The 20,152-nt window shown below is 67.1% G+C and carries 20 protein-coding genes and 1 pseudogene; 9 read left to right on the top strand and 12 right to left on the bottom strand.

What is annotated here, in order from left to right; all coding sequences use genetic code 11:
* Position 1: 1 nt before the first annotated feature.
* The 11 genes and pseudogenes from ABOZ73_RS01445 to rpsF form a co-directional block, all read right to left on the bottom strand.
* Entirely contained in the window at positions 2 to 742 is a 741-nt protein-coding gene (locus ABOZ73_RS01445; protein ID WP_369060119.1) for an SDR family NAD(P)-dependent oxidoreductase, read from the bottom strand.
* A 10-nt stretch (positions 743 to 752) separates the two neighbouring features.
* A pseudogene (locus tag ABOZ73_RS01440) lies at positions 753 to 1,685 on the bottom strand (bile acid:sodium symporter family protein).
* 56 nt (positions 1,686 to 1,741) lie between these two features.
* On the bottom strand, positions 1,742 to 3,253 hold the full coding sequence (purF, locus tag ABOZ73_RS01435; protein ID WP_369060117.1) for an amidophosphoribosyltransferase: 1,512 nt from the start codon (positions 3,251 to 3,253) through the stop codon (positions 1,742 to 1,744).
* The gene (locus ABOZ73_RS01430) at positions 3,250 to 3,846 is read right to left on the bottom strand and encodes a CvpA family protein (protein WP_369060116.1); all 597 of its coding nucleotides are present in this window, start codon (positions 3,844 to 3,846) and stop codon (positions 3,250 to 3,252) included. Before ABOZ73_RS01430 ends, purF begins: the two co-directional genes overlap by 4 nt.
* A 7-nt stretch (positions 3,847 to 3,853) precedes the next feature.
* Complete coding sequence (gene radA / locus ABOZ73_RS01425; protein ID WP_369060114.1) at positions 3,854 to 5,227, bottom strand: DNA repair protein RadA; 1,374 nt, start codon at positions 5,225 to 5,227, stop codon at positions 3,854 to 3,856.
* Positions 5,228 to 5,268: 41 nt separating this feature from the next.
* On the bottom strand, positions 5,269 to 6,354 hold the full coding sequence (gene alr / locus ABOZ73_RS01420; protein ID WP_369060113.1) for an alanine racemase: 1,086 nt from the start codon (positions 6,352 to 6,354) through the stop codon (positions 5,269 to 5,271).
* A gap of 67 nt (positions 6,355 to 6,421) precedes the next feature.
* On the bottom strand, positions 6,422 to 7,921 hold the full coding sequence (locus tag ABOZ73_RS01415; RefSeq protein WP_369060111.1) for a replicative DNA helicase: 1,500 nt from the start codon (positions 7,919 to 7,921) through the stop codon (positions 6,422 to 6,424).
* A gap of 197 nt (positions 7,922 to 8,118) precedes the next feature.
* Positions 8,119 to 10,545 carry a TonB-dependent receptor plug domain-containing protein gene (locus ABOZ73_RS01410; protein WP_369060109.1) on the bottom strand — a complete coding sequence of 809 codons (2,427 nt, stop codon included), beginning with the start codon at positions 10,543 to 10,545 and terminating at the stop codon, positions 8,119 to 8,121.
* Positions 10,546 to 10,740: 195 nt separating this feature from the next.
* Complete coding sequence (gene rplI / locus ABOZ73_RS01405) at positions 10,741 to 11,319, bottom strand: 50S ribosomal protein L9 (protein ID WP_369060108.1); 579 nt, start codon at positions 11,317 to 11,319, stop codon at positions 10,741 to 10,743.
* Between the two features lie 13 nt (positions 11,320 to 11,332).
* Positions 11,333 to 11,617: a 30S ribosomal protein S18 gene (gene rpsR / locus ABOZ73_RS01400; RefSeq protein WP_369060106.1), complete on the bottom strand. Its 285-nt coding sequence runs from the start codon at positions 11,615 to 11,617 to the stop codon at positions 11,333 to 11,335.
* 14 nt (positions 11,618 to 11,631) lie between these two features.
* Positions 11,632 to 12,009 (bottom strand): 30S ribosomal protein S6, encoded by a 378-nt coding sequence (gene rpsF, locus ABOZ73_RS01395; RefSeq protein WP_369060105.1) that lies wholly within the window; start codon positions 12,007 to 12,009, stop codon positions 11,632 to 11,634.
* A gap of 243 nt (positions 12,010 to 12,252) precedes the next feature.
* On the opposite strand from rpsF, the gene ABOZ73_RS01390 reads away from it, so the two are divergent.
* Together ABOZ73_RS01390 and ABOZ73_RS01385 are read left to right on the top strand one after the other, a co-directional pair.
* Positions 12,253 to 12,765, top strand: coding sequence for a DUF2059 domain-containing protein (locus ABOZ73_RS01390; protein ID WP_369060103.1), 513 nt, complete (start codon positions 12,253 to 12,255; stop codon positions 12,763 to 12,765).
* 77 nt (positions 12,766 to 12,842) lie between these two features.
* Positions 12,843 to 13,448 (top strand): hypothetical protein, encoded by a 606-nt coding sequence (locus ABOZ73_RS01385; protein WP_369060101.1) that lies wholly within the window; start codon positions 12,843 to 12,845, stop codon positions 13,446 to 13,448.
* A gap of 3 nt (positions 13,449 to 13,451) precedes the next feature.
* On the opposite strand, the gene ABOZ73_RS01380 is transcribed toward ABOZ73_RS01385, so the two are convergent.
* The gene (locus ABOZ73_RS01380) at positions 13,452 to 13,982 is read right to left on the bottom strand and encodes a peroxiredoxin (protein WP_369060100.1); all 531 of its coding nucleotides are present in this window, start codon (positions 13,980 to 13,982) and stop codon (positions 13,452 to 13,454) included.
* Positions 13,983 to 14,105: 123 nt separating this feature from the next.
* Between ABOZ73_RS01380 and fabD the strand changes: the two genes are divergently transcribed.
* From fabD to gmk, 7 genes are all read left to right on the top strand, one after another.
* Positions 14,106 to 15,050, top strand: a complete 945-nt coding sequence (gene fabD / locus ABOZ73_RS01375) for an ACP S-malonyltransferase (RefSeq protein ID WP_369060098.1) — start codon at positions 14,106 to 14,108, stop codon at positions 15,048 to 15,050.
* Positions 15,051 to 15,060: 10 nt separating this feature from the next.
* The gene (fabG, locus tag ABOZ73_RS01370) at positions 15,061 to 15,801 is read left to right on the top strand and encodes a 3-oxoacyl-[acyl-carrier-protein] reductase (protein ID WP_369060096.1); all 741 of its coding nucleotides are present in this window, start codon (positions 15,061 to 15,063) and stop codon (positions 15,799 to 15,801) included.
* 123 nt (positions 15,802 to 15,924) lie between these two features.
* Complete coding sequence (locus tag ABOZ73_RS01365; RefSeq protein ID WP_269716834.1) at positions 15,925 to 16,164, top strand: acyl carrier protein; 240 nt, start codon at positions 15,925 to 15,927, stop codon at positions 16,162 to 16,164.
* Between the two features lie 133 nt (positions 16,165 to 16,297).
* Positions 16,298 to 17,581, top strand: coding sequence for a beta-ketoacyl-ACP synthase II (fabF, locus tag ABOZ73_RS01360; protein ID WP_369060094.1), 1,284 nt, complete (start codon positions 16,298 to 16,300; stop codon positions 17,579 to 17,581).
* A 125-nt stretch (positions 17,582 to 17,706) separates the two neighbouring features.
* Positions 17,707 to 18,639 carry an endolytic transglycosylase MltG gene (gene mltG, locus ABOZ73_RS01355; protein WP_369062590.1) on the top strand — a complete coding sequence of 311 codons (933 nt, stop codon included), beginning with the start codon at positions 17,707 to 17,709 and terminating at the stop codon, positions 18,637 to 18,639.
* A gap of 8 nt (positions 18,640 to 18,647) precedes the next feature.
* A complete protein-coding gene (locus ABOZ73_RS01350) occupies positions 18,648 to 19,514 on the top strand; it encodes a YicC/YloC family endoribonuclease (RefSeq protein WP_369060092.1) in 867 nt (288 codons plus the stop codon).
* A complete protein-coding gene (gene gmk / locus ABOZ73_RS01345) occupies positions 19,504 to 20,151 on the top strand; it encodes a guanylate kinase (RefSeq protein ID WP_369060090.1) in 648 nt (215 codons plus the stop codon). Before ABOZ73_RS01350 ends, gmk begins: the two co-directional genes overlap by 11 nt.
* Position 20,152 lies beyond the last annotated feature (1 nt).

Genomic DNA, 20,152 nt, shown 5'->3' with positions numbered 1-20,152 from the left:
CTTAGCGCGCCTTCCATTCCTTGAACCGAACAACACCTTCAGGCGGCTCGCGGTCGCCGCGGGCGAGCTCGACGATCATCGGAACGATCTCGGACGGCGCGGGCAGGTCCATCGGGTCTTCGCCCGGGAAGGCCAGGGCCCGCATGCGGGTGCGCATGCCGCCCGGATCGACGCACAGGGCGCGCACCTGGGTGTGCTCCATCTCGTCGGCATAGGTGGCGACCAGATTCTCCAGCCCCGCCTTAGACGCCGCGTAGGCACCCCAGAAGGCGCGCGCCTGGCTGCCGACGCTGCTGGTGAAGAAGATGGCGCGGGCCGCGTCGGACTTGCGCATCAGCGGGTCCATGGCGCGGATCAGGCGCCAGTTGGCCGTCAGGTTGGTGGACATGATCATGTCCCAGCCCTTCGGATCCAGATGGCCGACCGGGGTCAGGGCGCCGAGCACGGCGGCGGCGCCGACGATGATGTCCAGCTTGCCGTAACGCTCGTGCAGGGCGGCGCCCAGGGCGTCCAGGCCTTCCGGAGCCTTCAGCAGGTCGATCGGCACCAGGGTCGCGTGTTCGCCGGTAGCGGTGAAGATGCGGTCGTCCAGCGCTTCCAGCGCGCCTTGCGTGCGGCCGAGGGCGATGACGTGGGCGCCGGCCTCGGCCAGGCCGAAGGCGCAGGCCTCGCCGATGCCGCGGGTCGCGCCGGTGACCAGGGCGATGCGCCCAGCGAGGGGTTTGTCGGTCTTGGAATCCATGGGCGGTCTTCTAGACGGCTGTGTCGATCTTGTCCCGGGCCGCGTAGCGCTGGGCGATCACGGCGCAGGCCATCAGCTGCATCTGGTGGAACAGCATCACAGGCAAGATGACGACCCCCGCCACGGCGGCGGGAAAAAGGATGGCGGCCATGGGCACGCCAGTGACGATGCTCTTCTTGGTCCCGCAGAAGACGACGGCGATCTCGTCTTCCTTGTTGAAGCCCATGGCCCGAGCGGCGCTGCGGCTGCCGACCAGGGCGACGGTCAGGAGCACCGCGCAAAGAACGCCGACGATCAGCAGTTCCAGGGCCGAAACTCAACTCCACACCCCGTCGACCACGGCCTCGCCAAAGGCGGCGTAGACGACCAGCAGGATCGAGCCGCGATCCACGAAGCCCAGGATGCGCTTGTTCTTCTCGACCCAGGCGCCGATCCACGGCTGCAGCACCTGGCCCGCCACGAAGGGCAGCAGCAGCTGCAGGGCGATGGCCTCAAGCTGATTTAGCGAGAAGCCGCCCTGGGTATGCAGTATCAGGCCCGCCAGGATCGGCGTCAGCGCCATGCCCAGCAGATTGGACGCCGAGGCGCTGCACAGGGCGGCGGCGATGTTCCCGCGCGCGATGGAGGTGAAGCCGATCGACGACTGCACCGTCGACGGCAGGCAGCAAAGAAACAGCAGGCCCATCACCAGCGGGGCGGGCAGGATGCTTTCCGGGATCAGCTTGAACGACAGCCCGACCAGCGGAAACGCCAGGAAGGTGATCGCCAGGATGGTCAGGTGCAGGCGCCAGTGCGCCAGACCGGCCAGCATGGCTTTGCGCGACAGGCGCGCGCCGTGCAGGAAGAACAGCAGGGCGATGCCCAGCTTGGCGACGATCCCCACGCCCTCGGCCGCGACGCCTCGCGCCGGCAGCACGGAGGCCAGGGCCACCGTGCCGATCATCATGAGCAGATAGGGATCGAGTCTGAGGCGGGAGAGGATGCCTCCCGCCGCCACGCTTACGCGCTCACCAGGAACGACAACTGGCGCTCGTTGGCGTTGTTGCGGCCTTCGGCGATCTCACGGTCCAGCAGGCGGGTGGGGTACTCGCCGGTGAAGTAGTGGTCGGTGAACTGCGGGTTCAGCGGATCGCGCGCGCCTGCTTCCAGCGCCCAGTACAGGCCGTCGATCGACAGGAAGCCGAGGCTGTCCACCTCGAGCAGCTTGACCATCTCTTCCATGGTCTTGGTGGCGGCCATCAGCTGGTCGCGCGACGGCATGTCGATGCCATAGAAGTCCGGCCACAGGATCGGCGGCGAGGCGCTGCGCAGATGGACTTCCTTGGCGCCGGCTTCACGGACCATGCGGACGATCTTCAGCGAGGTGGTGCCGCGGACGATGGAGTTGTCGATCAGCACCACGCGCTTGCCTTCCAGCACCGAGCGGTTGGGGCTGTGCTTCATGCGCACGCCCAGCTCGCGGACGCCCTGGGTCGGCTGGATGAAGGTGCGGCCCACGAAGTGGCTGCGGATGATCCCCAGCTCGTAGGGGATGCCGCTTTCCTGGGCGTAGCCGAGGGCGGCGGGAACGCCGCTGTCTGGCACCGGGACGACGACGTCGGCCTCGATGCCGCTGTCCTGCGCCAGGCGTCGGCCCATGCGCTTGCGAACCTCATAGACCGAGCGGCCGTCGACCACGGAGTCGGGGCGGGCGAAATAGACGTATTCGAAGACGCAGGGGCGGGCCTTTTGCGCAGGGAACGGGCGCAGGGACTGGATGCCCTTTTCGGAGATGACGACCATCTCGCCGTTCTCGATGTCGCGCACGAACTTGGCGCCGATCATGTCGAGGGCGGCGGTTTCGGAGGCCAGGACGGCCTTGCCATTCAAATCGCCCAGCACCAGCGGGCGGATGCCCAACGGGTCCCGCACGCCGATCAGCTTCTTGTGGGTCAGGGCCACCAGGGCGTAGCCGCCCTCCAGCTGCTGGATCGCGTCGATGAAGCGGTCGACGAACTTGGCTTTCCGCGAGCGGGCCAGCAGGTGAAGGATCACCTCGCTGTCCGAGGTCGACTGGAAGATGGCGCCGTCGCTGACGAGACGTTCGCGCAGGTGCAGGAAATTGGTCAGGTTGCCGTTGTGGGCCAGGGCGACGCCGCCGGCCTGGAGATCGGCGAACAGCGGCTGGACGTTGCGGATGAAGCTGCCGCCGGCGGTGGAGTAGCGGGTGTGGCCGATGGCCGAGGAGCCGGGCAGGCGCTGGACCAGGTCGTTGCCGCCGAAGGCCTCGCCCACGTGGCCCATGTGGCGTTCGGTGTGGAACCGCTGACCGTCGAAGGCGGCGATGCCGCAGGCTTCCTGGCCGCGATGCTGCAGGGCGTGGAGGCCCAGGGCGGTGATCGCCGAGGCGTCCTCCGTCCCGAACACGCCGAAGACGCCGCATTCGAGGCGCAGGGCGTCGTCCTCCGGATCGCGGCCGCCATGCTGGGCGTACACATCCGACACGAAGCGGTCAGAGGACTGCGGGTTCATCGGGATTTCTCCACCAGATCATCGACGCTTTGCCGTTGGCCGGCGTCATAGCCTTCATCACGGGCGCCGTCGCGCACCGCTTTCTCAATGGCTGGAGCCAGTTGTCCGGCCATCTTACCGCCTTTCGGCGCGAAACTCTTCAGGGCCTTGCCGCTGACTTCCGACAGCGGCCACAGGGCCGAATTGGTCACCCAGCGCGGGGTGCGGTCTTCCGGCGTCGCCGCGTGGAACACCAGGTTGAACGCGCCCAGCACCACCAGCGCCCGGATCAGGCCGAAGCCGACGCCGATCGAACGGTCCAGCATACCTAGGGATTGGGTCTCGTGAATCCGCTGCGTCAAATTGGCTCCGACCAGACGCAACAGAATGTAGAGGATTACGAACACGACCAGTACGGCCGCCGTGGTGCCGGCCCAGGACGGCTCGATGAAGCCGCGGAACAGGGGGCCGGTGAAGCGCAGGCCGAAGATCGCCGCCGCGCCCGCGATCAACAGGGCGCCCATGGTCACCAGCTCGCGCATGGCGCCGCGGGAAAACCCGATAGCGCCCGACACCAGCAGGATCAGGATGGCGATGACGTCGAAGGCGGTCACGATCCGGTCAGCTCCAGGTCTGGTCGCCGATGCGGCGGATGGCGTCCGTGAGGCGCGAGGCGCTGTTGATCGACACCGGCGACACGTCGGGCAAGCCCGCGGCCGGCGTCAGGGCGCGACCGAAGCCCAGCTTCGCGGCTTCCTTCAGCCTCGATTCCATACGGCTCACAGGTCGAACTTCTCCAGACAGGCTGATCTCGCCAAAGACCACGCAGTCCTGCGGCAGGGCCGCTTCGAGGGCGGAGGAAGCCAAAGCCGCCGCCGCCGCCAGATCCGCCGCCGGTTCGGTGATCCGAAGCCCGCCGGCGACGTTCAAATAGACGTCACGATCGCCAAATCCAAGTCCGCAGCGCGCTTCAAGCACGGCTAGGACCATGGCGAGGCGCCCGGTGTCCCAGCCGACCACGGCCCGACGCGGCGTCCCGTATGCGGAAGGTGCGACAAGGGCCTGAAATTCCACGAGAACCGGGCGAGAGCCCTCGATGCCGGCGAACACCGCCGCGCCGGCCGCGCGCTCGCCGCCGTCGTTGAGGAACAGGGCGGAGGGGTTGCGCACCTCGCGCAGGCCGGCGTCGCCCATCTCGAACACGCCGATCTCGTCGGTGGCGCCGAAGCGGTTCTTGGCCCCGCGCAGGATGCGGAAGGGGTAGCCGCGCTCGCCCTCGAAGGCGAGGACGGCGTCGACCAGATGTTCGACCACGCGCGGGCCGGCGATCTGGCCATCCTTGGTGACGTGGCCGACCAGGATGATCGCCACGCCCTGTTTCTTGGCCAGGCGCACCAGTTCTTGTGCGCAGGAGCGGACCTGGGTGACCGAGCCGGGGCCGGCCTCATGCGCGTCGCTCCACATGGTCTGGATGGAGTCGATGATGACCAGATCGAAGCGGTCGCGCTTCAGCCCTTCAAGGATGGGACGAAGGCCGGTCTCGGCCGCCAGCTTCACCGGCGAATGGGCCAGGCCCATACGGCCGGCGCGGCCGCGGATCTGCTCCACCGCCTCTTCGCCGCTGATATAGGCGCAGGACACGCCGCGCAGGGCCGCGCTGGCGCAGACCTGCAGCAGCAGGGTGGACTTGCCCACCCCGGGGTCGCCGCCCAGCAGGATGGCGCTGCCGGGCACGACGCCGCCGCCGCAGACGCGGTCGAACTCATCGACGCCCGTGGCGATGCGGGGCGGGGCGGGGTCTTGGCTCTCCAGCCCTTCGAAGGCGAGGCCGCGCGCGGTCTTGGCGCTCTTGCTCGGCGCCAGGCTGCCGGGCGGGAGGCTCTGCACTTCCTCGACGAGGCTGTTCCAGGCGTTGCAGGCGGGGCATTGCCCGGACCACTTGGTCTGAACCGCGCCGCAGGATTGGCAGGCATAGACGGCGCCGTCGCGGGCCATGGACGCTCCTGATTCGACCTCAGCGGATCATAGCGCCGAGGTCAGGCCTCGCCGATATAGCGACGCGTTGCGCGCAAACTAAGGCGGGTGAGCAGCTCATAGGCGCTGATCCCCCCGGCGTGGGCTGCGTCGTCCACGGTGATGTTGGGGCCGACCAGTTCGACCATGTCGCCGGCCTGGGCGTCGTCACAGCCGGTGATGTCGATGGCCAGAAGGTCCATGGAGATGCGTCCAAGAATCCGCCGCTTCCCATTGGCGAACCACGCATTTCCGCTCGACGCCGGCGTGCGTGGCAGGCCATCGGCGTAGCCGGCGGCGAGGATGGCGATCTTCACGGGGCGAACGGCGGTGAAGGTCGCGCCATAGCCGACCGTCTCGCCAGCGGGGACGTCGCGCACCTGCAGGATCGGGGCATGCAGGCTGGCGACCGGCTTCAGGCGGCCGTCGGTCTTTCCGTTGGCGCCGGCGCCATAGAGGCTGAGGCCAGGGCGCACGAGGTCGAAGCCGTAGGCCACGCCGAGGAAGGTCCCGGCGGAGTTGGCCAGGCTGCCCTGGGCGGCGGGAAACAGGCCGCGGATGGTGCGGAAGCGCTCGAGCTGCGCGGCGCTCATCGGGTTCTTGGGATCATCGGCGCAGGCCAGGTGGCTCATCACCAGGGCGACGTCCATCTTCGACATCTTGGCGCGGTTCTTGGCGAGGGCGCGGGCTTCTTCCAGCCGCAGGCCCAGGCGGTTCATGCCGGTGTCGACATGGATGGCGGCCTCCAGCCAGCGCTGGTCGCCATAGGTGATCCAGTTCTCGACCTGGACCAGGCTGTTGAGTACGGGGATCAGCCGCGAGGCCATCAGGCGGGGGCCGTCCGCCGCGCCGGTCATGCCGTCGAGGACATAGATAGACGCGTCCCGTTCGCCCAAGGCGCGGCGCAGGGCTTGGCCCTCGGCCAGGCGGGCGACGAAGAAGCTGCGGCAGCCTTCCTTCCATAGGCGTGGGCCGACGGCTTCGGCGCCCATGCCATAGGCGTCGGCCTTCACCGCCGCGCCGGTCTCGGCGGCGCCGGCGAAGTGCTTGAGCACCCCGTAATTATAGGCGAGGGCGTCGAGGTCGACGGTGAGGGTCGTGTCGGTCACGAGGCGGGCTTATCACCCATCGGGCAAGTCTTAGAAGCGGTTGGCGCTGGCGCGGAGGCCCGAAACCTCATTCCTCTCCGCCGCGTGACTGATGGAAGTAGTGGTCGCGAGCCAGGTTGCCGAAGCGGGTGGTGTCGGAGTTGAACGACAGCTTCACGGTGCCGATGGGACCGTGACGCTGCTTGGCGATGATCACCTCGGCCAGACCCTGCAGCTTGTCGAGCTCCTCCTGCCATTGCAGGTGCTCGGGCGTGCCTTCGCGGGGCTCGGCGCGGCCGACATAGTAGGACTCGCGATAGACGAACCACACCATATCGGCGTCCTGCTCAATCGAGCCGGATTCACGAAGGTCGGATAGCTGCGGGCGCTTGTCTTCCCGCTGTTCGACCTGACGCGAGAGCTGTGAAAGGGCGATGACCGGAACGCTAAGTTCCTTGGCCAAGGCTTTGAGACCCATTGTGATCTGGCTGACTTCCTGAACCCGGTTGGCGTTGGCGCCGAGATCGGATCCGGTGACCAGCTGGAGGTAGTCGACGATGATCAGGTCCAAGCCGACCTGACGCTTCAGGCGGCGGGCGCGGGCTGTCAGCTTGGCGATGGACAGACCACCGGTGGCGTCGATGTAGAGCGGCGCTTCCTGGATCTCCATGGCCGCGTCGCGGACCCGGCCGAACTCCGAAGCGTCGATCTCGCCCTTACGCAGGCGGTCGCCCGACACGCCAGAAGCGTCGGCCAGCATACGAAGCGCGAGCTGTTCGGACGACATTTCGAGCGAGTAGAAGGCGACGACGCCGCCGTTGACGGTCTTCTTGGTGCCGTCCGGCTGAGGCTCCCAGGCATAGGCCTTGGCCACGTTGAAAGCGATGTTGGTGGCCAGCGCCGTCTTACCCATCGAGGGACGGCCGGCGAGGATGATCAGGTCGGACGGGTGCAGGCCGCCGACCTTGGCGTCCAGGTCGAGCAGGCCCGAAGACACGCCGGCCAGGCCGCCGTCGCGGCTATAGGCCTCGGCGGTCATCTCCACCGCACCGCGCAGAGCGTCGGAGAACGAGACGAAGCCGGTGGACGGACCGCCGCTTTCGGCCAGGCCGTAGAGCTGCTGTTCGGCCTTTTCGATCTGCTCGCGGGCGGCGAGGTCGGCGTCGGCCGTGGCCGCGTGGGCGATGTCGCCGCCGATGCGGATCAGGTCGCGGCGCAGGGCCAGGTCATAGATGACGCGCGCATAGTCCGACGCGTTGGCGGCCGGGGGCGCGCGGTCGACCAGATCGGCCAGATAGCGGACGCCGCCCAGCTCCTGGAACGCGGGGTCGTTCTTGAAGACGTCGGCCAGCAGGATCGGATCGGCCAGCTGACCCTTGCGGATGTGCGTCTCGAGCGACTGGAACAGGCGCGAATGGAACGGCTCGTAGAAGTGGCCGGAATTCAGCTGGTCGCTGAGCCGTTCATAGGCCGCGTTGTCGTACAGCAGGCTGCCCAGCAGGGCCTGTTCGGCTTCGATATTCGAAGGCGCCGTGGCCACGGCGATATCGTTCGTCGGGCGCAGGTCGAGGGCGGGTACGAGGGCCATTCACACAACTTAACGCAGCGGGGAGGGGGACACATGCGGACAAGATGGGCGGTCCACAAGCAATAGTTCGCCTGTGGATAAAAGGTCGCGAAAGGTTATCGTTCGACCGGCCCGCAGTTCCGCATGATGGGAATAGAAAGGCCGGGTGACCGCATCCGATCACCCGGCCCCGTTCTTTGTCGAACCTCAGTCCGACGTCACCAGCTCACGCTCAGCCTTGTGTAGAGGAATTGGCCGTTGAAGCCGAAGGGCGAGTAGCTGGGGAATCCGATCGGCCCGTTGGTGTTGACGTTGGTCGGCGTGGCCGTCGGATACTCGTCGAACAGGTTGTTCACGCCCACGGCGGCCGTGGTGTTCCAGGGCAGCTGATAGCGCGCCTCGACGTCTACGACCGTGTTCTTGCCGGTCCAATAGTCCAGGGCGGCGTTGTTGTTCGGCGTCAGAACATCGCCGTAATAGGTCGCCTTGGCCGTGGCGCTGAGGTCGCCCAGGGTCCAGTCGACCGAAGCGACGAACTTCTTGTCGGGCGTGCCCTGTTCGAAGGTCAGGCGGTTGCCGCGGTCGAACAGAATCGGCGGGACGGGTAGGGCCGACAGCGGCGCCGTGGTCGGGATCTTAGTGACCTCGGTGTCGTTGAAGTTGGCCGCCGCCATCAGGTCGAAACGACCCGCGCCTTCGGTCGTGATGCGATAGCGGGCCACCGCGTCCAGGCCGGTGGTCTGGGTCTCGACCCCATTGATGAAGAAGCGCGCCGCCCCCAGGCCGCCCCCAGTGCCGGGCGGGTTGATGAGCTGATAGATGGCCACCGCCGTCGCCGAGCCGGTGGGCGAGCCCTGGATGTTCTCCGACAGCACGATGCGGTCGTCGATGTCGATGCGATAGGCGTCGATGGTCAGCTCGAACGCCCCGCTGCGGAAGACGACGCCCGCCGAGTAGTTCATCGAGGTTTCGGCATCGAGCGGCTGACCGCCCAGAGCGCGGGCGACCGGGCTCACGGACGGAAAGGTGCCGACCTCGACCGGCGTGGAGACCCCGCCGATGCTGATGAAGTTGGTCGAGGTGGCGGTGAAGAACTGCTGCTGCAGCGACGGCGCGCGGAAGCCGGACGCGATAGCGCCGCGCAGGGCGAAGCTGTCGGTGAAGTCGTAACGAGCGGCGATCTTGCCCGTCGCGGTGGAGCCGAAGTCGGAATAGTCCTCGTAGCGCCCAGCCAGGTCGATGTTGAACTTGTCGTTCACCTGGGTCTCGACGTCGACATAGAGCGACCAGGCGTGTCGCGAGACATCGACCTCGTTGGATGGCTTGAAGCCAGGGAAGCCTTGCGCCCCGGCCGCCTTACCCGCCAGGCCGCCGAAGGTGTAGGAGGCGACGTCGCCCGCGCCGATGGCGTAGCTTTCGTCGCGATACTCCGCCCCGAAGGCGAGGTTGGTGGAGGTGAAGCCGCCGATCTCCAGCGGACGGGTTACGTCCAGGCCGATGACCAGCTGGTCGTACTTCATGCTGCCGGCGTCGAATCTGGTGGGGGACGCGGCGCCGAGCGAGCCGTTCACGGAGTTCGCGACGCCGTAGTTCACCTTGTTGCCGCCCAACGAGACGTTGGCGTCGATGTTGAAACCGCTCCATTCGCCCTTCGCGCCGGCCGCGAGGGTGTAGTCGTCGATGTCGGTCGTGATCAGGGGCAGGAAGCCGCTGGGGAACAGCGACGGGACGTTGTTGGCGTTGTCGGCCAGGCGCGGGTTGGCGGCGCTGTCCCCCTTGCGATTCTGATAGCTGGCCCAGCCGTACAGGCCCCAGGCTTCGTTCACCGGCACGCCCGCATTGGCGTAGATGGTCTTGCTCTCCACCTGCGGGTCGCCGTAGCGGCCGGTGACCTTGCCCCCGGCGGCGGCGCGCGGGTCGCGGTCCGAGCGATTTGTCGGGTTGCGATAGACGTACTCGCCCGACAGGGTCAGGAAGCCCTCGGCGCCCAGGGGCAGGCCCTGCCAGCCGGAGATGGAATAGGTGTTGCCGTCGTGGGCCTTGCGACCATCCGGAATACGGGCGGTCTTCACCTCGGTGTTGTAGACGCCGTAGCTGACGGACGCGCCGCCGCCCTCGCGGGCTTGGCGTAGCTGCAGGTTGATGACCCCGGCGATGGCGTCCGAGCCGTACTGCGCCGAGGCGCCGTCACGCAGGATCTCTACCCGGTCGAGCGCGACGGCGGGGATGGTGTTGAGGTCGACGGCCGCTGCGCCGCGGCCGATCGAGCCGTTGACGTTGACCAGGGCCGAAGCGTGATGACGCACGCCATTGATCAGCACCAGGGTCTGGTCAGGCGACAAACCACGCAAGGTGGCGGGGCGCACCGAGTCCGTGCCGTCGGTGATGGCGGGGCGCGGGAAGTCCAGGGACGGGGCCAGATTGGCCAGGGCCTGGGCCAGTTCGGGCGTGGCCTGCTGGGTCAGGGCCTTGTTGTCGACCACGTCGACGGGAGCCAGGGTGTCTAGCCGCGATCTGGCCACCCGACTGCCGGTGACGACGAGTTGTTCGACTTCGGACTCGGCGGCTGGCGCCTGCGCAAGTGCGCCAGTCGAATGGAGGCTGACCGCTGAAACCGCGGCCAGCAACAAGCTGCGATACTGCATTTTCTTACCCCTCGTTCGGGCTTGGGCCCGATAGTTATGGTTGCGAGGTAAGCTGGCGCTCGTTTTGCGACGCCGTAAATGTCATATTTGTCGCAGTCGCCTGAAGAAAATGTGGCGCCGACAAACAGGGCGCCCCAACGAAAAACGGCGCGGGCTAAGCCCGCGCCGTTCTCAGTTCGCTTGCTGCAGCAAGGTTTAGGCGTATTCGCCTTCTTGCTGGCCAGCGCCGCCTTCGAGCAGATCGGCGGCGGCTTCGTCAGCCGCGGCGCGCTCTTCTTCGAATTGCGAGGCGATGACGTTTTCGCCACGCTCTTGGCGATCGGCTTCGTCCTGGCTGCGCGCGATGTTCAGCTTCACGGTGATGGTGACTTCCGCGTGGAGCTTCACCTTCACTTCGTGGACGCCGAGCGTCTTGATCGGCTTGTCCAGCACAACCATCGAACGTTCGATCTTGCCGCCTTCGGCGTTCACGGCGTCAGCGACGTCGCGGCCGGCGACCGAACCGTACAGCTGGCCGGTTTCGCCAGCCGAACGGATCATCACGTAGGAGGTGCCGTCCAGCGCCTCACCAGCCTTGGCGGCGGTTTCGCGGTTGGCGGTGTTGCGCTTTTCGATCTCGGCGCGTTGGGCGTCGAAGACCTTCTGGTTGGCGGCGGTGGCGCGCAGGGCCTTTTGGCGCGGCAGCAGGAAGTTACGGGCGTAGCCGTCCTTCACCGTCACCGTATCGCCGAGCGAACCCCAGCCTTCGACGCGTTCGAGCAGAATGACTTTCATCGTGGCGTCTCCCTTACTTCACGACGTAGGGGAGCAGAGCCAGGAAGCGGGCGCGCTTGATGGCCTTGGCCAGTTCGCGTTGCTTCTTGGCCGACACCGCGGTGATGCGCGACGGCACGATCTTGCCGCGTTCGGAAACATAACGCTGCAGCAGCTTCACGTCCTTGTAGTCGATCTTCGGAGCGTTGGCGCCGGAGAACGGGCACACCTTGCGGCGGCGGAAGAACGGGCGACGGGCGCCGCCGGCGGCGGGAGCGCCGGTCGAAGCGGTCGCTTCGGGAGCGGTCGTATCGGTCATGATCTCTTTCTCCCTTAGGCCTGAGCTTGAGCTTGCGGCGCGTAGTCGTCGCGACGTTCACGGTCGCGGTCGCGGCGAGCCAGGACCGGGGACAGTTCCAGGTCGAGTTCCTCGACGCGGACGGTCAGGGTGCGCAGCACGTCTTCGTTCAGAGACAGCTGGCGTTCCATTTCCTTCACCGCCGCCGCCGGAGCGTCGATGGCGAGCAGGGAATAGTGACCCTTGCGGTTCTTCTTGATGCGATAGGTGAGGTTGCGAAGACCCCAATACTCGATCTTGGCGATCGAGCCGCCTTGTTCTTCGATGAGAGCCTTGAGCTGGTCGTTCAGGGCTTCGGCCTGCTGCGGCGAGATATCCTGCCGAGCGATGACCACATGTTCGTAAAGAGCCATGGTTTCCTTCTTCCGGGTTGGGAAAGCGGCGCGACCGACGGCGGAAGTCCGTCGGCAACGATGGATCCTGCGCGAGCTGGGGGAGTATCCCGACCCTGGCGAACCAGAGCCCTGCGAAAGACCGCCTTCCGTGAGAGGGCGCGCAATTACACGCAGATGGTCGGAAAGGCAAGTTTTCTCAGCAGTTGCGGCTGAGGAGGAGGGTGGGTTCAACTACTGGTGGAATTCAGCCAGGGAGCTTTCATGAAACGCATTCTATCCGTCGCCGCGGCCTGCGCGGTGCTCACCCTTGGATCCGGCGCAGACGCGGCGCCGTCCCAGAAGTCCTTGGATCTCGCCCGTCGATACTTCACGGCCGTCGAGATCGACAAGAACCTGGATGCGCTGATGAAGTCCGTCATCCCCACGATGGTCGAGATGCAGGCCCAGCGCTATCCAAACCTGACCGCTGAGCAGCGAGCGATCGTGCGGGGCGCCGCGGCCGAAAGCATGTCGGTCCTAATGCCCAAGATCGTGGAGGCCTATATCCCCGAGATCGCTGACAATTTCACGGTGGAAGAGCTGGAGGCGCTCGTCGGGTTCTATGAGAGCCCTGTGGGTCGTTCCATTTCGGCCAAGTTGCCCGCCATGGGGCCTTCCATGAACCGGATCATGCTGAAGCTCATCCCGGAGGCTCAGGCCGACATGCTGAGCAGGCTTTGCTCAAAAATCGACTGTTCGTCCGCCACGCCTTCGAATTCACCCAAGGGAAGCTGACCGCGACCGGTGTTCGTGCTAGAGGCCGGCTCATGGGCAGGGCTTTACGCAGCTTGGGTTTGGGGCTCGCGGCGTCGTTGATCGGCGCGGCTGCGTCGGCCGGCGTCCTGTCGCAAAAGCCCGCGCTTTCCGTCTCGGCCGCCAACGGCGACCTGACCGGCTATTCCGCGGCCCAGACGCTGGACATATCGCGCGTGGTGGGCGGCGACGCCTCTTTCACCGCCGAGGTGAACGGCAATCCCGACGCGGCGACCTACGGCCTCGATTTCCGCCTCACGGAACGCGCCAGCTACAGCCAGGACGTGACCCAGTCCCTGTCGTTCGGCGCGAGCTGGAACGAGAACGAGGCGGCGCTGCGGTCGTCCATGGGGCGGCGAATGGGCTTTGGCCTCGTGCCGTCGGCCAATTTCCTGCGCCTGTCGATGGAGATGAACGCCCTGCAGCCGATGGCGCCGGGGCGTGAAGCGGTCGGCCGCGCCGATATCTCGTCAGCCCTGACCCTGGGCGGGCGACCTTTGGGATCGTTCGCCATCGGGGCCGGCAATCGGGGGGAAGAGCGTGTGGCGGTCAGCTTCACCCGCCCGCTGCAACTGCCGGCGGAATTCACCCTGAGCACGCAGGAACGCAATGACGGCCCGCCGGACCAGCGGGTCGTCATGCGTCTGCTCAAGGTCGACTGGTAGGTCCTACTTCTTCGCCTTCAGGTCCTGGGCGGCCTTCAGGGTCAGCTTGATGTGGTCCACAGGGTTAAGGTCGCTGTGGACGAAGGCGACCTTGCCGTTCTTGCCGATCACATAGGAGGTGCGGTCCGACAGGTCGGGCTTCAGCGCCAGCACGGCGTCATACGCCTTGATCGTGTCCTTGTTCACCGCCGCCACCGGGAACTTGTCGCGGCAGGCTTCCTTCGAGAATTCCGCCAGACGGTCGGTGTTGCCGGCCGTGACGCCGATCAGGGTCGCGCCGGCCTTGCTGAAGTCGTCGGCGGCCTCGGCGAACTCGTGCGCCTCGATCGTGCAGCCCTTGGTGAAGGCCGACGGGAAGAAATACAGCACCACCGGGCCCTTCTTGAGGGCTTCGGCCAGATGGAACTTGAACGGCTTGCCCGCCAGGGCGCCTTCGGCGGTGAAGTCCGGGGCCTTGGCGCCGACAGGCAGGGCGGCGAAGGCGGGGCTGGCGATGGCCGTGATCAGGGCGGCGCAGGCGAGCAGGCGTTTCATTGGCTTTCCTCCTAGGAACCGGCACCCTAGCGCGACCATTGATTGGTGGAAATCCGTCGAAACTTGCCCACCGCACCGCTTTACCCTAACCCTCCCGGCCGGATTCCACAGGGAGCGAGGCCCATGAGCATCGCCTTCATCTTCCCCGGACAAGGCAGCCAGGCCGTCGGCATGGGCTCGGAACTTGTCGACGCGTTCGGCGCGGCGCGGGAAGTCTTTCAGGAAGTGGACGAGGCCCTGGGCCAGTCGCTTTCCAAACTCATGCGTGAAGGCCCCGAAGCGGACCTGACCCTGACCGAGAACGCCCAACCGGCGCTCATGGCCGTCAGTCTGGCGGTCATGCGCACGCTGGAGCGCGAGTTCGGCGTCGGCATCGACAAGGCCGCCTTCGTGGCCGGTCACAGCCTGGGTGAGTATTCGGCCCTGGCGGCCGCCGGCGCGATCAGCGTCGCCGACACCGCCCGGCTGCTGAAGCTGCGCGGCCAGGCCATGCAGCGCGCCGTGCCAGTGGGCGAGGGGGCCATGGCCTCCCTGATCGGCCCCAAGACCGACGTCGCCTTGGCCGAGCAAGCCGCCGCGGCGGGCGCTGAGTTCGGCGTCTGCGTCGTGGCCAACGACAACAATCAAGGCAACGTGGTCATCAGCGGCGCCAAGGCCGCCGTCGACCGCGCCATCGAGAAGGCAAAGGAACTGGGCGCCCGGGCGATTCCGCTGAACGTCTCCGCGCCGTTCCATTGCCCGCTGATGCAGCCCGCCGCCGACGAGATGGCCCACGCCCTGGCCGCCGCGACGATCGTCGCCCCGCGCGCCCCGCTGGTGGCCAATGTCACCGCGCGTCCGGTGCATGACCCCGAAGAGATTCGCCGCCTGCTGGTCGAACAGGTCACCGGCCGTGTCCGTTGGCGCGAATCGATGCTGTGGCTGGCGGGCGAGGGCGGCGTGACCCGCTTCGCCGAAGCCGGCGCCGGCAAGGTGCTGTCGGGCATGGCCAAGCGCATCGCCCCGGACGCCGAAGCCGTTCCCCTCAACACGCCGGCGGACCTCGAAGCGTTCGCTCAGTCGCTCTAAGGATAAGAAAATGTTCGATCTTTCCGGCAAGACCGCTCTGGTCACGGGCGCCACGGGCGGCATCGGCGGAGCCATCGCCCGCGCCCTGCACGCCGCCGGCGCTCACGTCGTGCTGTCCGGCACCCGTCAGGAGGCCCTGACGGCCCTGGCCGGCGAGCTGGGCGAGCGCACCAGCACCGTCGCCGCCAACCTGTCCGATCCCGCCGCCGTCGACGGCCTGATCGGCGCGGCCGAAGAAGCCGCCGGCGCGCCGGTGGACATCCTGGTCGCCAACGCGGGAATCACCCGCGACGGCCTGCTGCTGCGCATGAAGGACGAGGACTGGGAAACGGTCCTGAAGGTGAACCTGGAGAGCTATTTCCGCCTCTCGCGGGCCGCCATGAAGGGCATGATGAAGCGCCGCACCGGCCGCATCATCGGCATCACCTCCGTGGTCGGCGTGACCGGCAATCCGGGCCAGGCCAACTATGCCGCCTCCAAGGCTGGCATGATCGGCTTCTCCAAGGCCGCCGCTCAGGAAGTGGCCAGCCGCGGCGTGACCATCAACTGCGTGGCGCCCGGTTTCATCGAAAGCCCGATGACCGACGCCTTGAACGAACAACAGAAGGCCACCATCATGAGCTCGATCCCCGCTGGCCGTCTCGGCCAAGGGGGCGACATCGCCGCCGCCTGCGTGTATCTGGCGAGCGACGAGGCGGCTTACGTCACGGGTCAGACCCTGCACGTCAACGGCGGCATGGCGATGATCTAAGTGTGGGCTTTGCTAGTCACTCCGAAAGGAACGTGATAGCGAGTGCCCCGAAGATTCCCGTGGCGTCAGGCGTCCCAGCCTGCCGCCACGTCCTAAACAGTCACTAGAGGGACTAGAACTTATATGTCCGACATTCTCGAGCGCGTCCGTAAGATCGTTATCGAACACCTGGACGCCGATCCGGAGAAGGTCACCGAGAAGGCCAGCTTCATCGACGACCTCGGCGCTGACTCCCTCGACAACGTCGAGCTGGTCATGGCCTTCGAAGAAGAATTCGACATCGAAATCCCGGACGACGCCGCTGAACACATTCAGACCGTTGGCGACGCCGTGAAGTTCATCACCGAGAAGACCGGCTCGTAAGAGCCTGTCGGTCTCGCGACCGTCGTTTCGCCGCCGCGCTGCATCGGGCATTGTCCGGCGCAGCGCGGCGGTTTTCGTTTCGGCCCACGGCTTTTCCGGGCCGGCCAATCAACAGGGTTGGGAGTTTTGAAGCATGCGTAGGGTTGTCGTTACGGGAATGGGTCTGCTGACCCCGCTGGGCCAAGGTGTTGAGCACAGCTGGAAGGGCATCGTCGCGGGCCAGTCCGGCGCGGGAAAGATCACCGCTTTCGACACGACCGACTACGCCTGCCAGGTCGCCTGTGAAGTTCCGCGCGTCGACGGACGCGGCGGTGGCGGCCCCGACATCGCGGGCTCCTTCGACCCTGACAAGACCCTGAGCCCCAAGGACCAGCGTCGCGTCGACGACTTCATCCTGTACGGCATCGCCGCCGCCGACGAAGCGGTGCGTGACGCCGGCCTGGAAGCGGTCGAGGACGAGGACCTGAAGGAACGCATCGGCGTCATCCTCGGCTCCGGCATCGGCGGCTTGGCGACCATCGCCGACACCGCCATCGAGCTTAAGGAGCGCGGCCCCCGCAAGGTGAGCCCGTTCTTCATCCCGTCGGCGCTCATCAACCTGATTTCCGGCCAGGTCTCGATCCGTTTCGGCTTCAAGGGCCCGAACCACGCGGTGGTCACGGCGTGCGCCACGGGCGCTCACGCCATCGGCGACGCCATGCGCCTGATCCGCAGCGGCGACGCTGATGTGATGGTGGCGGGCGGCGCGGAAGCCGCCATCTGCCCGATCGGCATCGCCGGCTTCATCGCCTGCCGCGCCATGGCCACCGAGTTCAACGACACGCCCGAGAAAGCCTCGCGTCCGTACGACAAGGACCGCGACGGCTTCGTCATGGGCGAGGGCGCCGGCGTGGTGGTGCTGGAAGAGTACGAGCACGCCAAGGCGCGCGGCGCGAAGATCTACGCCGAGGTGATCGGCTACGGCCTGTCGGGCGACGCCTATCACATCACCGCTCCGTCCGAAGACGGCGACGGCGGCTATCGCGCCATGAAGGCCGCGCTGAAGAACGCGGGCATCGAGCCGAGCGACGTGAACTACATCAACGCCCACGGCACCTCGACCATGGCCGACGGCATCGAAGCCGGCGCGGTGGAGCGCCTGCTGGGCGACCATGCGGCCAATGTCGCCATGTCCTCGACCAAGTCGATGACCGGGCACCTGCTGGGCGCCGCCGGGGCGATCGAAGCGATCTTCTCGATCCTCGCCATCCGCGACCAACTGGCCCCGCCGACCATCAACCTCGACAACCCCAGCGTCGATACGAAGATGGATCTGGTGCCCCACAAGGCCAAGCCGATGAAGATCGACGTGGCCGTGTCCAACAGCTTCGGTTTCGGCGGCACCAACGCCTCGGTCGTGTTCCGACGCGTCCAGTGAGCCGACGTCCTGCCGGAAAGAAGCGGGCGGGCAAGTCCCGCCCAGGCAAGCCGAGGCCTTTGCCGACCAACCGCCGCGCCGTGGCGCGCGGCGGCGCGGCTCTCGGCGCCCTTGTTCTTGTCGCCCTGCTGATCGCCGCCGCCGGCCTTTGGACCTATGCCGGTCCCGGACCCAAGGCGAAGTCCGGCGAGGCGACGACGGTCGTCCTGCGCAAGGGCTCGGGGCTGTCGCAGATCGCCCTGGCCCTCGAGCGTGAGGGCGTCGTCCGCTCCAGCTCCGTCTTCCTGGCCGCCGCCCAGTTCACGGGTGGTTCGAGGTCGCTGAAGGCCGGCGAGTACGAGTTCGCCTCCGGCGCCTCGATGTCCTCGATCCTGCAGGCCATCCGCGACGGCCGCATCGTCCGCCGTCAGGTGACCATCCCTGAAGGCATGACGGCCGACATGGTGGTCGACATCCTCAACGCCCAGCCCGTGCTGACCGGCGTGACGCCGACGCCCGCGGAAGGTTCCGTCCTGCCCGAAACCTACGACATCCAGCGGGGCGAGGACCGCGCCGTCGTCCTCAAGCGGATGACGGACGCCCATGACGCCCTGATGGAGACCTTGTGGGCCCAGCGCCAGCCGGGCCTGCCGTTCACGACGCGGAACGAGGCGATCACCCTGGCGTCCGTCGTGGAGAAGGAGACGGGGATCGCCAGTGAGCGGCCCCAAGTCGCCGCCGTGTTCGTCAATCGCCTACGTCTCGGGATGCGGCTGGAGAGCGATCCGACCATCATCTACGGCCTGACCCGCGGTCGGCCCCTGGGGCGCGGCCTGCGCGCTTCCGAGGTCGCCAGCGACACGCCCTACAACACCTATCGCATCGCTGGCCTGCCGCCGACGCCGATCGCCAATCCGGGGCGCGCCGCCATCGCGGCGGTCTTGAACCCGCCGAAATCGGAGGCGCTGTTCTTCGTCGCGGACGGCACGGGCGGTCACGTCTTCGCGGCGACCTATGACGAGCATCTGCGCAACGTCGAGAAGTGGCGGCGCATCGAACGCGAAAGGGCGGCGCAATGATCAGCGGCATGACCGGTTTCGCCCGGGCCGAAGGCGCGCTCGGCGCCTGGACCTGGGCCGTCGAGGCAAGGTCGGTCAACGGCCGGAACCTGGAGACGCGCTTCCGTGGTCCTCCGGGTTTCGACGCCCTGGACCGCGCGGCGCGCGAAGGCAGCCAGGCCCGCTTCCAGCGCGGGCAGGTGACCATCGGCGTCACCGCCAAGCAGGCGGACGCCGCCGGCCAGATCAGTGTCAACATCCCCCAGCTGGAGCGCTACCTGTCCGCTGGCCAGCCCTATGTCGCCACTGGCCTGGCGGAGAAGCCGCGTCTGGACGGCCTGCTGGCGCTCAAGGGCGTTCTGGAAAGCACCGAAGAGGGCGAGGACACGGAGGCCAAGGCCGCCGTCGAACAGGCCATGGCCGCCACCCTGGCGGTGGCCCTGGACGGCTTGAGGGCCGCGCGCGGTGATGAGGGCAAGGCCCTGACGCCGGTTCTCACGGGCTTGGTCGACCGGATCGAGGCGCTGGTCGCCTCCGCCGAGAAGGAAGCCGCCGTCCAGCCCGCCGCCCTGAAGGACAAGCTGGCCAAGCGCATGGCCGAGCTGCTTGGCGACAACGTCTCCGAGGAGAAGATCCTGCAGGAGGCCGCGGCCCTGGCCTTGCGCGCCGATGTCCGCGAGGAGCTGGACCGTCTGGCGGGGCACATCGCGTCGGCGCGCGCCCTGCTGACCGGCGAGGGCGCCGTCGGCCGCAAGCTGGACTTCCTGACCCAGGAGTTCATGCGCGAATCCAACACGCTGTGCTCGAAGTCGGGCAGCACGGCCTTGACCGCCATCGGCCTGGACCTGAAGGCCACGGTCGATCAGTTCCGCGAGCAGGTTCAGAATGTCGAATAGCCACAACCATCCCACCCGCGGCCTGATGATGATGGTCGTGGCGCCGTCGGGCGTGGGCAAGACCTCGCTCACCCGCCGCCTGGTCTCGGACCACCAGGACCTGCACCTGTCGATCAGCGCCACCACGCGCGAGCCGCGCGCCGGTGAGCACGAGGGGCGCGACTACCACTTCGTCTCCCACGAGACTTTCGACGACATGGTGGCCAAGAACGCCTTCCTCGAATGGGCGGAGGTTCACGGCAACAAGTACGGCAGCCCGCGCGCGCCCATCGAAGAGGCACTGGCCCGTGGCGAAAGCGTGCTGTTCGATATCGACGACCAGGGCGCGTTCCAGGTCTGCGAGCAGGCCCGCAACGACTGCGTGATGGTCTACATCCTGCCGCCGTCCATCGCCGAGATGAACCGGCGGCTGCACACCCGCTCCACCGACAGCGACGAGACGATCCGCCGCCGCATCGCGCGGGCCAAGACCGAGATCGCCAACTGGCAGGCCTTCGACTACGTGCTGCTGAACGACGACTTCGACCGGGCCTATTCGGACCTGGCCCACGTCTATCACGCCGAGCGCCTGAAGCGTTCGCGCGGGGTTTGGATCGGCGACTTCATCCAGAACCTGCTGGACGAGCCGCTGCCCTAGC

Origin of the sequence: Caulobacter sp. 73W (assembly GCF_041021955.1) — a bacterium.
Lineage (GTDB): Bacteria > Pseudomonadota > Alphaproteobacteria > Caulobacterales > Caulobacteraceae > Caulobacter.
The sequence above is the reverse complement of the archived record's forward strand: the minus strand, read 5'-3'. Positions and strand labels throughout refer to the sequence as shown.

Excerpts from the sequence above, each read along its gene's own strand:
- ABOZ73_RS01445 (WP_369060119.1), bottom strand. The coding sequence starts at position 742 with ATGGATTCCAAGACCGACAAACCCCTCGCTGGGCGCATCGCCCTGGTC.
- purF (WP_369060117.1), bottom strand. The coding sequence starts at position 3,253 with ATGAACCCGCAGTCCTCTGACCGCTTCGTGTCGGATGTGTACGCCCAG.
- radA (WP_369060114.1), bottom strand. The coding sequence starts at position 5,227 with ATGGCCCGCGACGGCGCCGTCTATGCCTGCCAATCCTGCGGCGCGGTT.
- ABOZ73_RS01415 (WP_369060111.1), bottom strand. The coding sequence starts at position 7,921 with ATGGCCCTCGTACCCGCCCTCGACCTGCGCCCGACGAACGATATCGCC.
- ABOZ73_RS01410 (WP_369060109.1), bottom strand. The coding sequence starts at position 10,545 with ATGCAGTATCGCAGCTTGTTGCTGGCCGCGGTTTCAGCGGTCAGCCTC.
- rplI (WP_369060108.1), bottom strand. The coding sequence starts at position 11,319 with ATGAAAGTCATTCTGCTCGAACGCGTCGAAGGCTGGGGTTCGCTCGGC.
- rpsR (WP_369060106.1), bottom strand. The coding sequence starts at position 11,617 with ATGACCGATACGACCGCTCCCGAAGCGACCGCTTCGACCGGCGCTCCC.
- rpsF (WP_369060105.1), bottom strand. The coding sequence starts at position 12,009 with ATGGCTCTTTACGAACATGTGGTCATCGCTCGGCAGGATATCTCGCCG.
- ABOZ73_RS01390 (WP_369060103.1), top strand. The coding sequence starts at position 12,253 with ATGAAACGCATTCTATCCGTCGCCGCGGCCTGCGCGGTGCTCACCCTT.
- ABOZ73_RS01380 (WP_369060100.1), bottom strand. The coding sequence starts at position 13,982 with ATGAAACGCCTGCTCGCCTGCGCCGCCCTGATCACGGCCATCGCCAGC.
- fabD (WP_369060098.1), top strand. The coding sequence starts at position 14,106 with ATGAGCATCGCCTTCATCTTCCCCGGACAAGGCAGCCAGGCCGTCGGC.
- fabG (WP_369060096.1), top strand. The coding sequence starts at position 15,061 with ATGTTCGATCTTTCCGGCAAGACCGCTCTGGTCACGGGCGCCACGGGC.
- ABOZ73_RS01365 (WP_269716834.1), top strand. The coding sequence starts at position 15,925 with ATGTCCGACATTCTCGAGCGCGTCCGTAAGATCGTTATCGAACACCTG.
- fabF (WP_369060094.1), top strand. The coding sequence starts at position 16,298 with ATGCGTAGGGTTGTCGTTACGGGAATGGGTCTGCTGACCCCGCTGGGC.
- ABOZ73_RS01350 (WP_369060092.1), top strand. The coding sequence starts at position 18,648 with ATGACCGGTTTCGCCCGGGCCGAAGGCGCGCTCGGCGCCTGGACCTGG.
- gmk (WP_369060090.1), top strand. The coding sequence starts at position 19,504 with ATGTCGAATAGCCACAACCATCCCACCCGCGGCCTGATGATGATGGTC.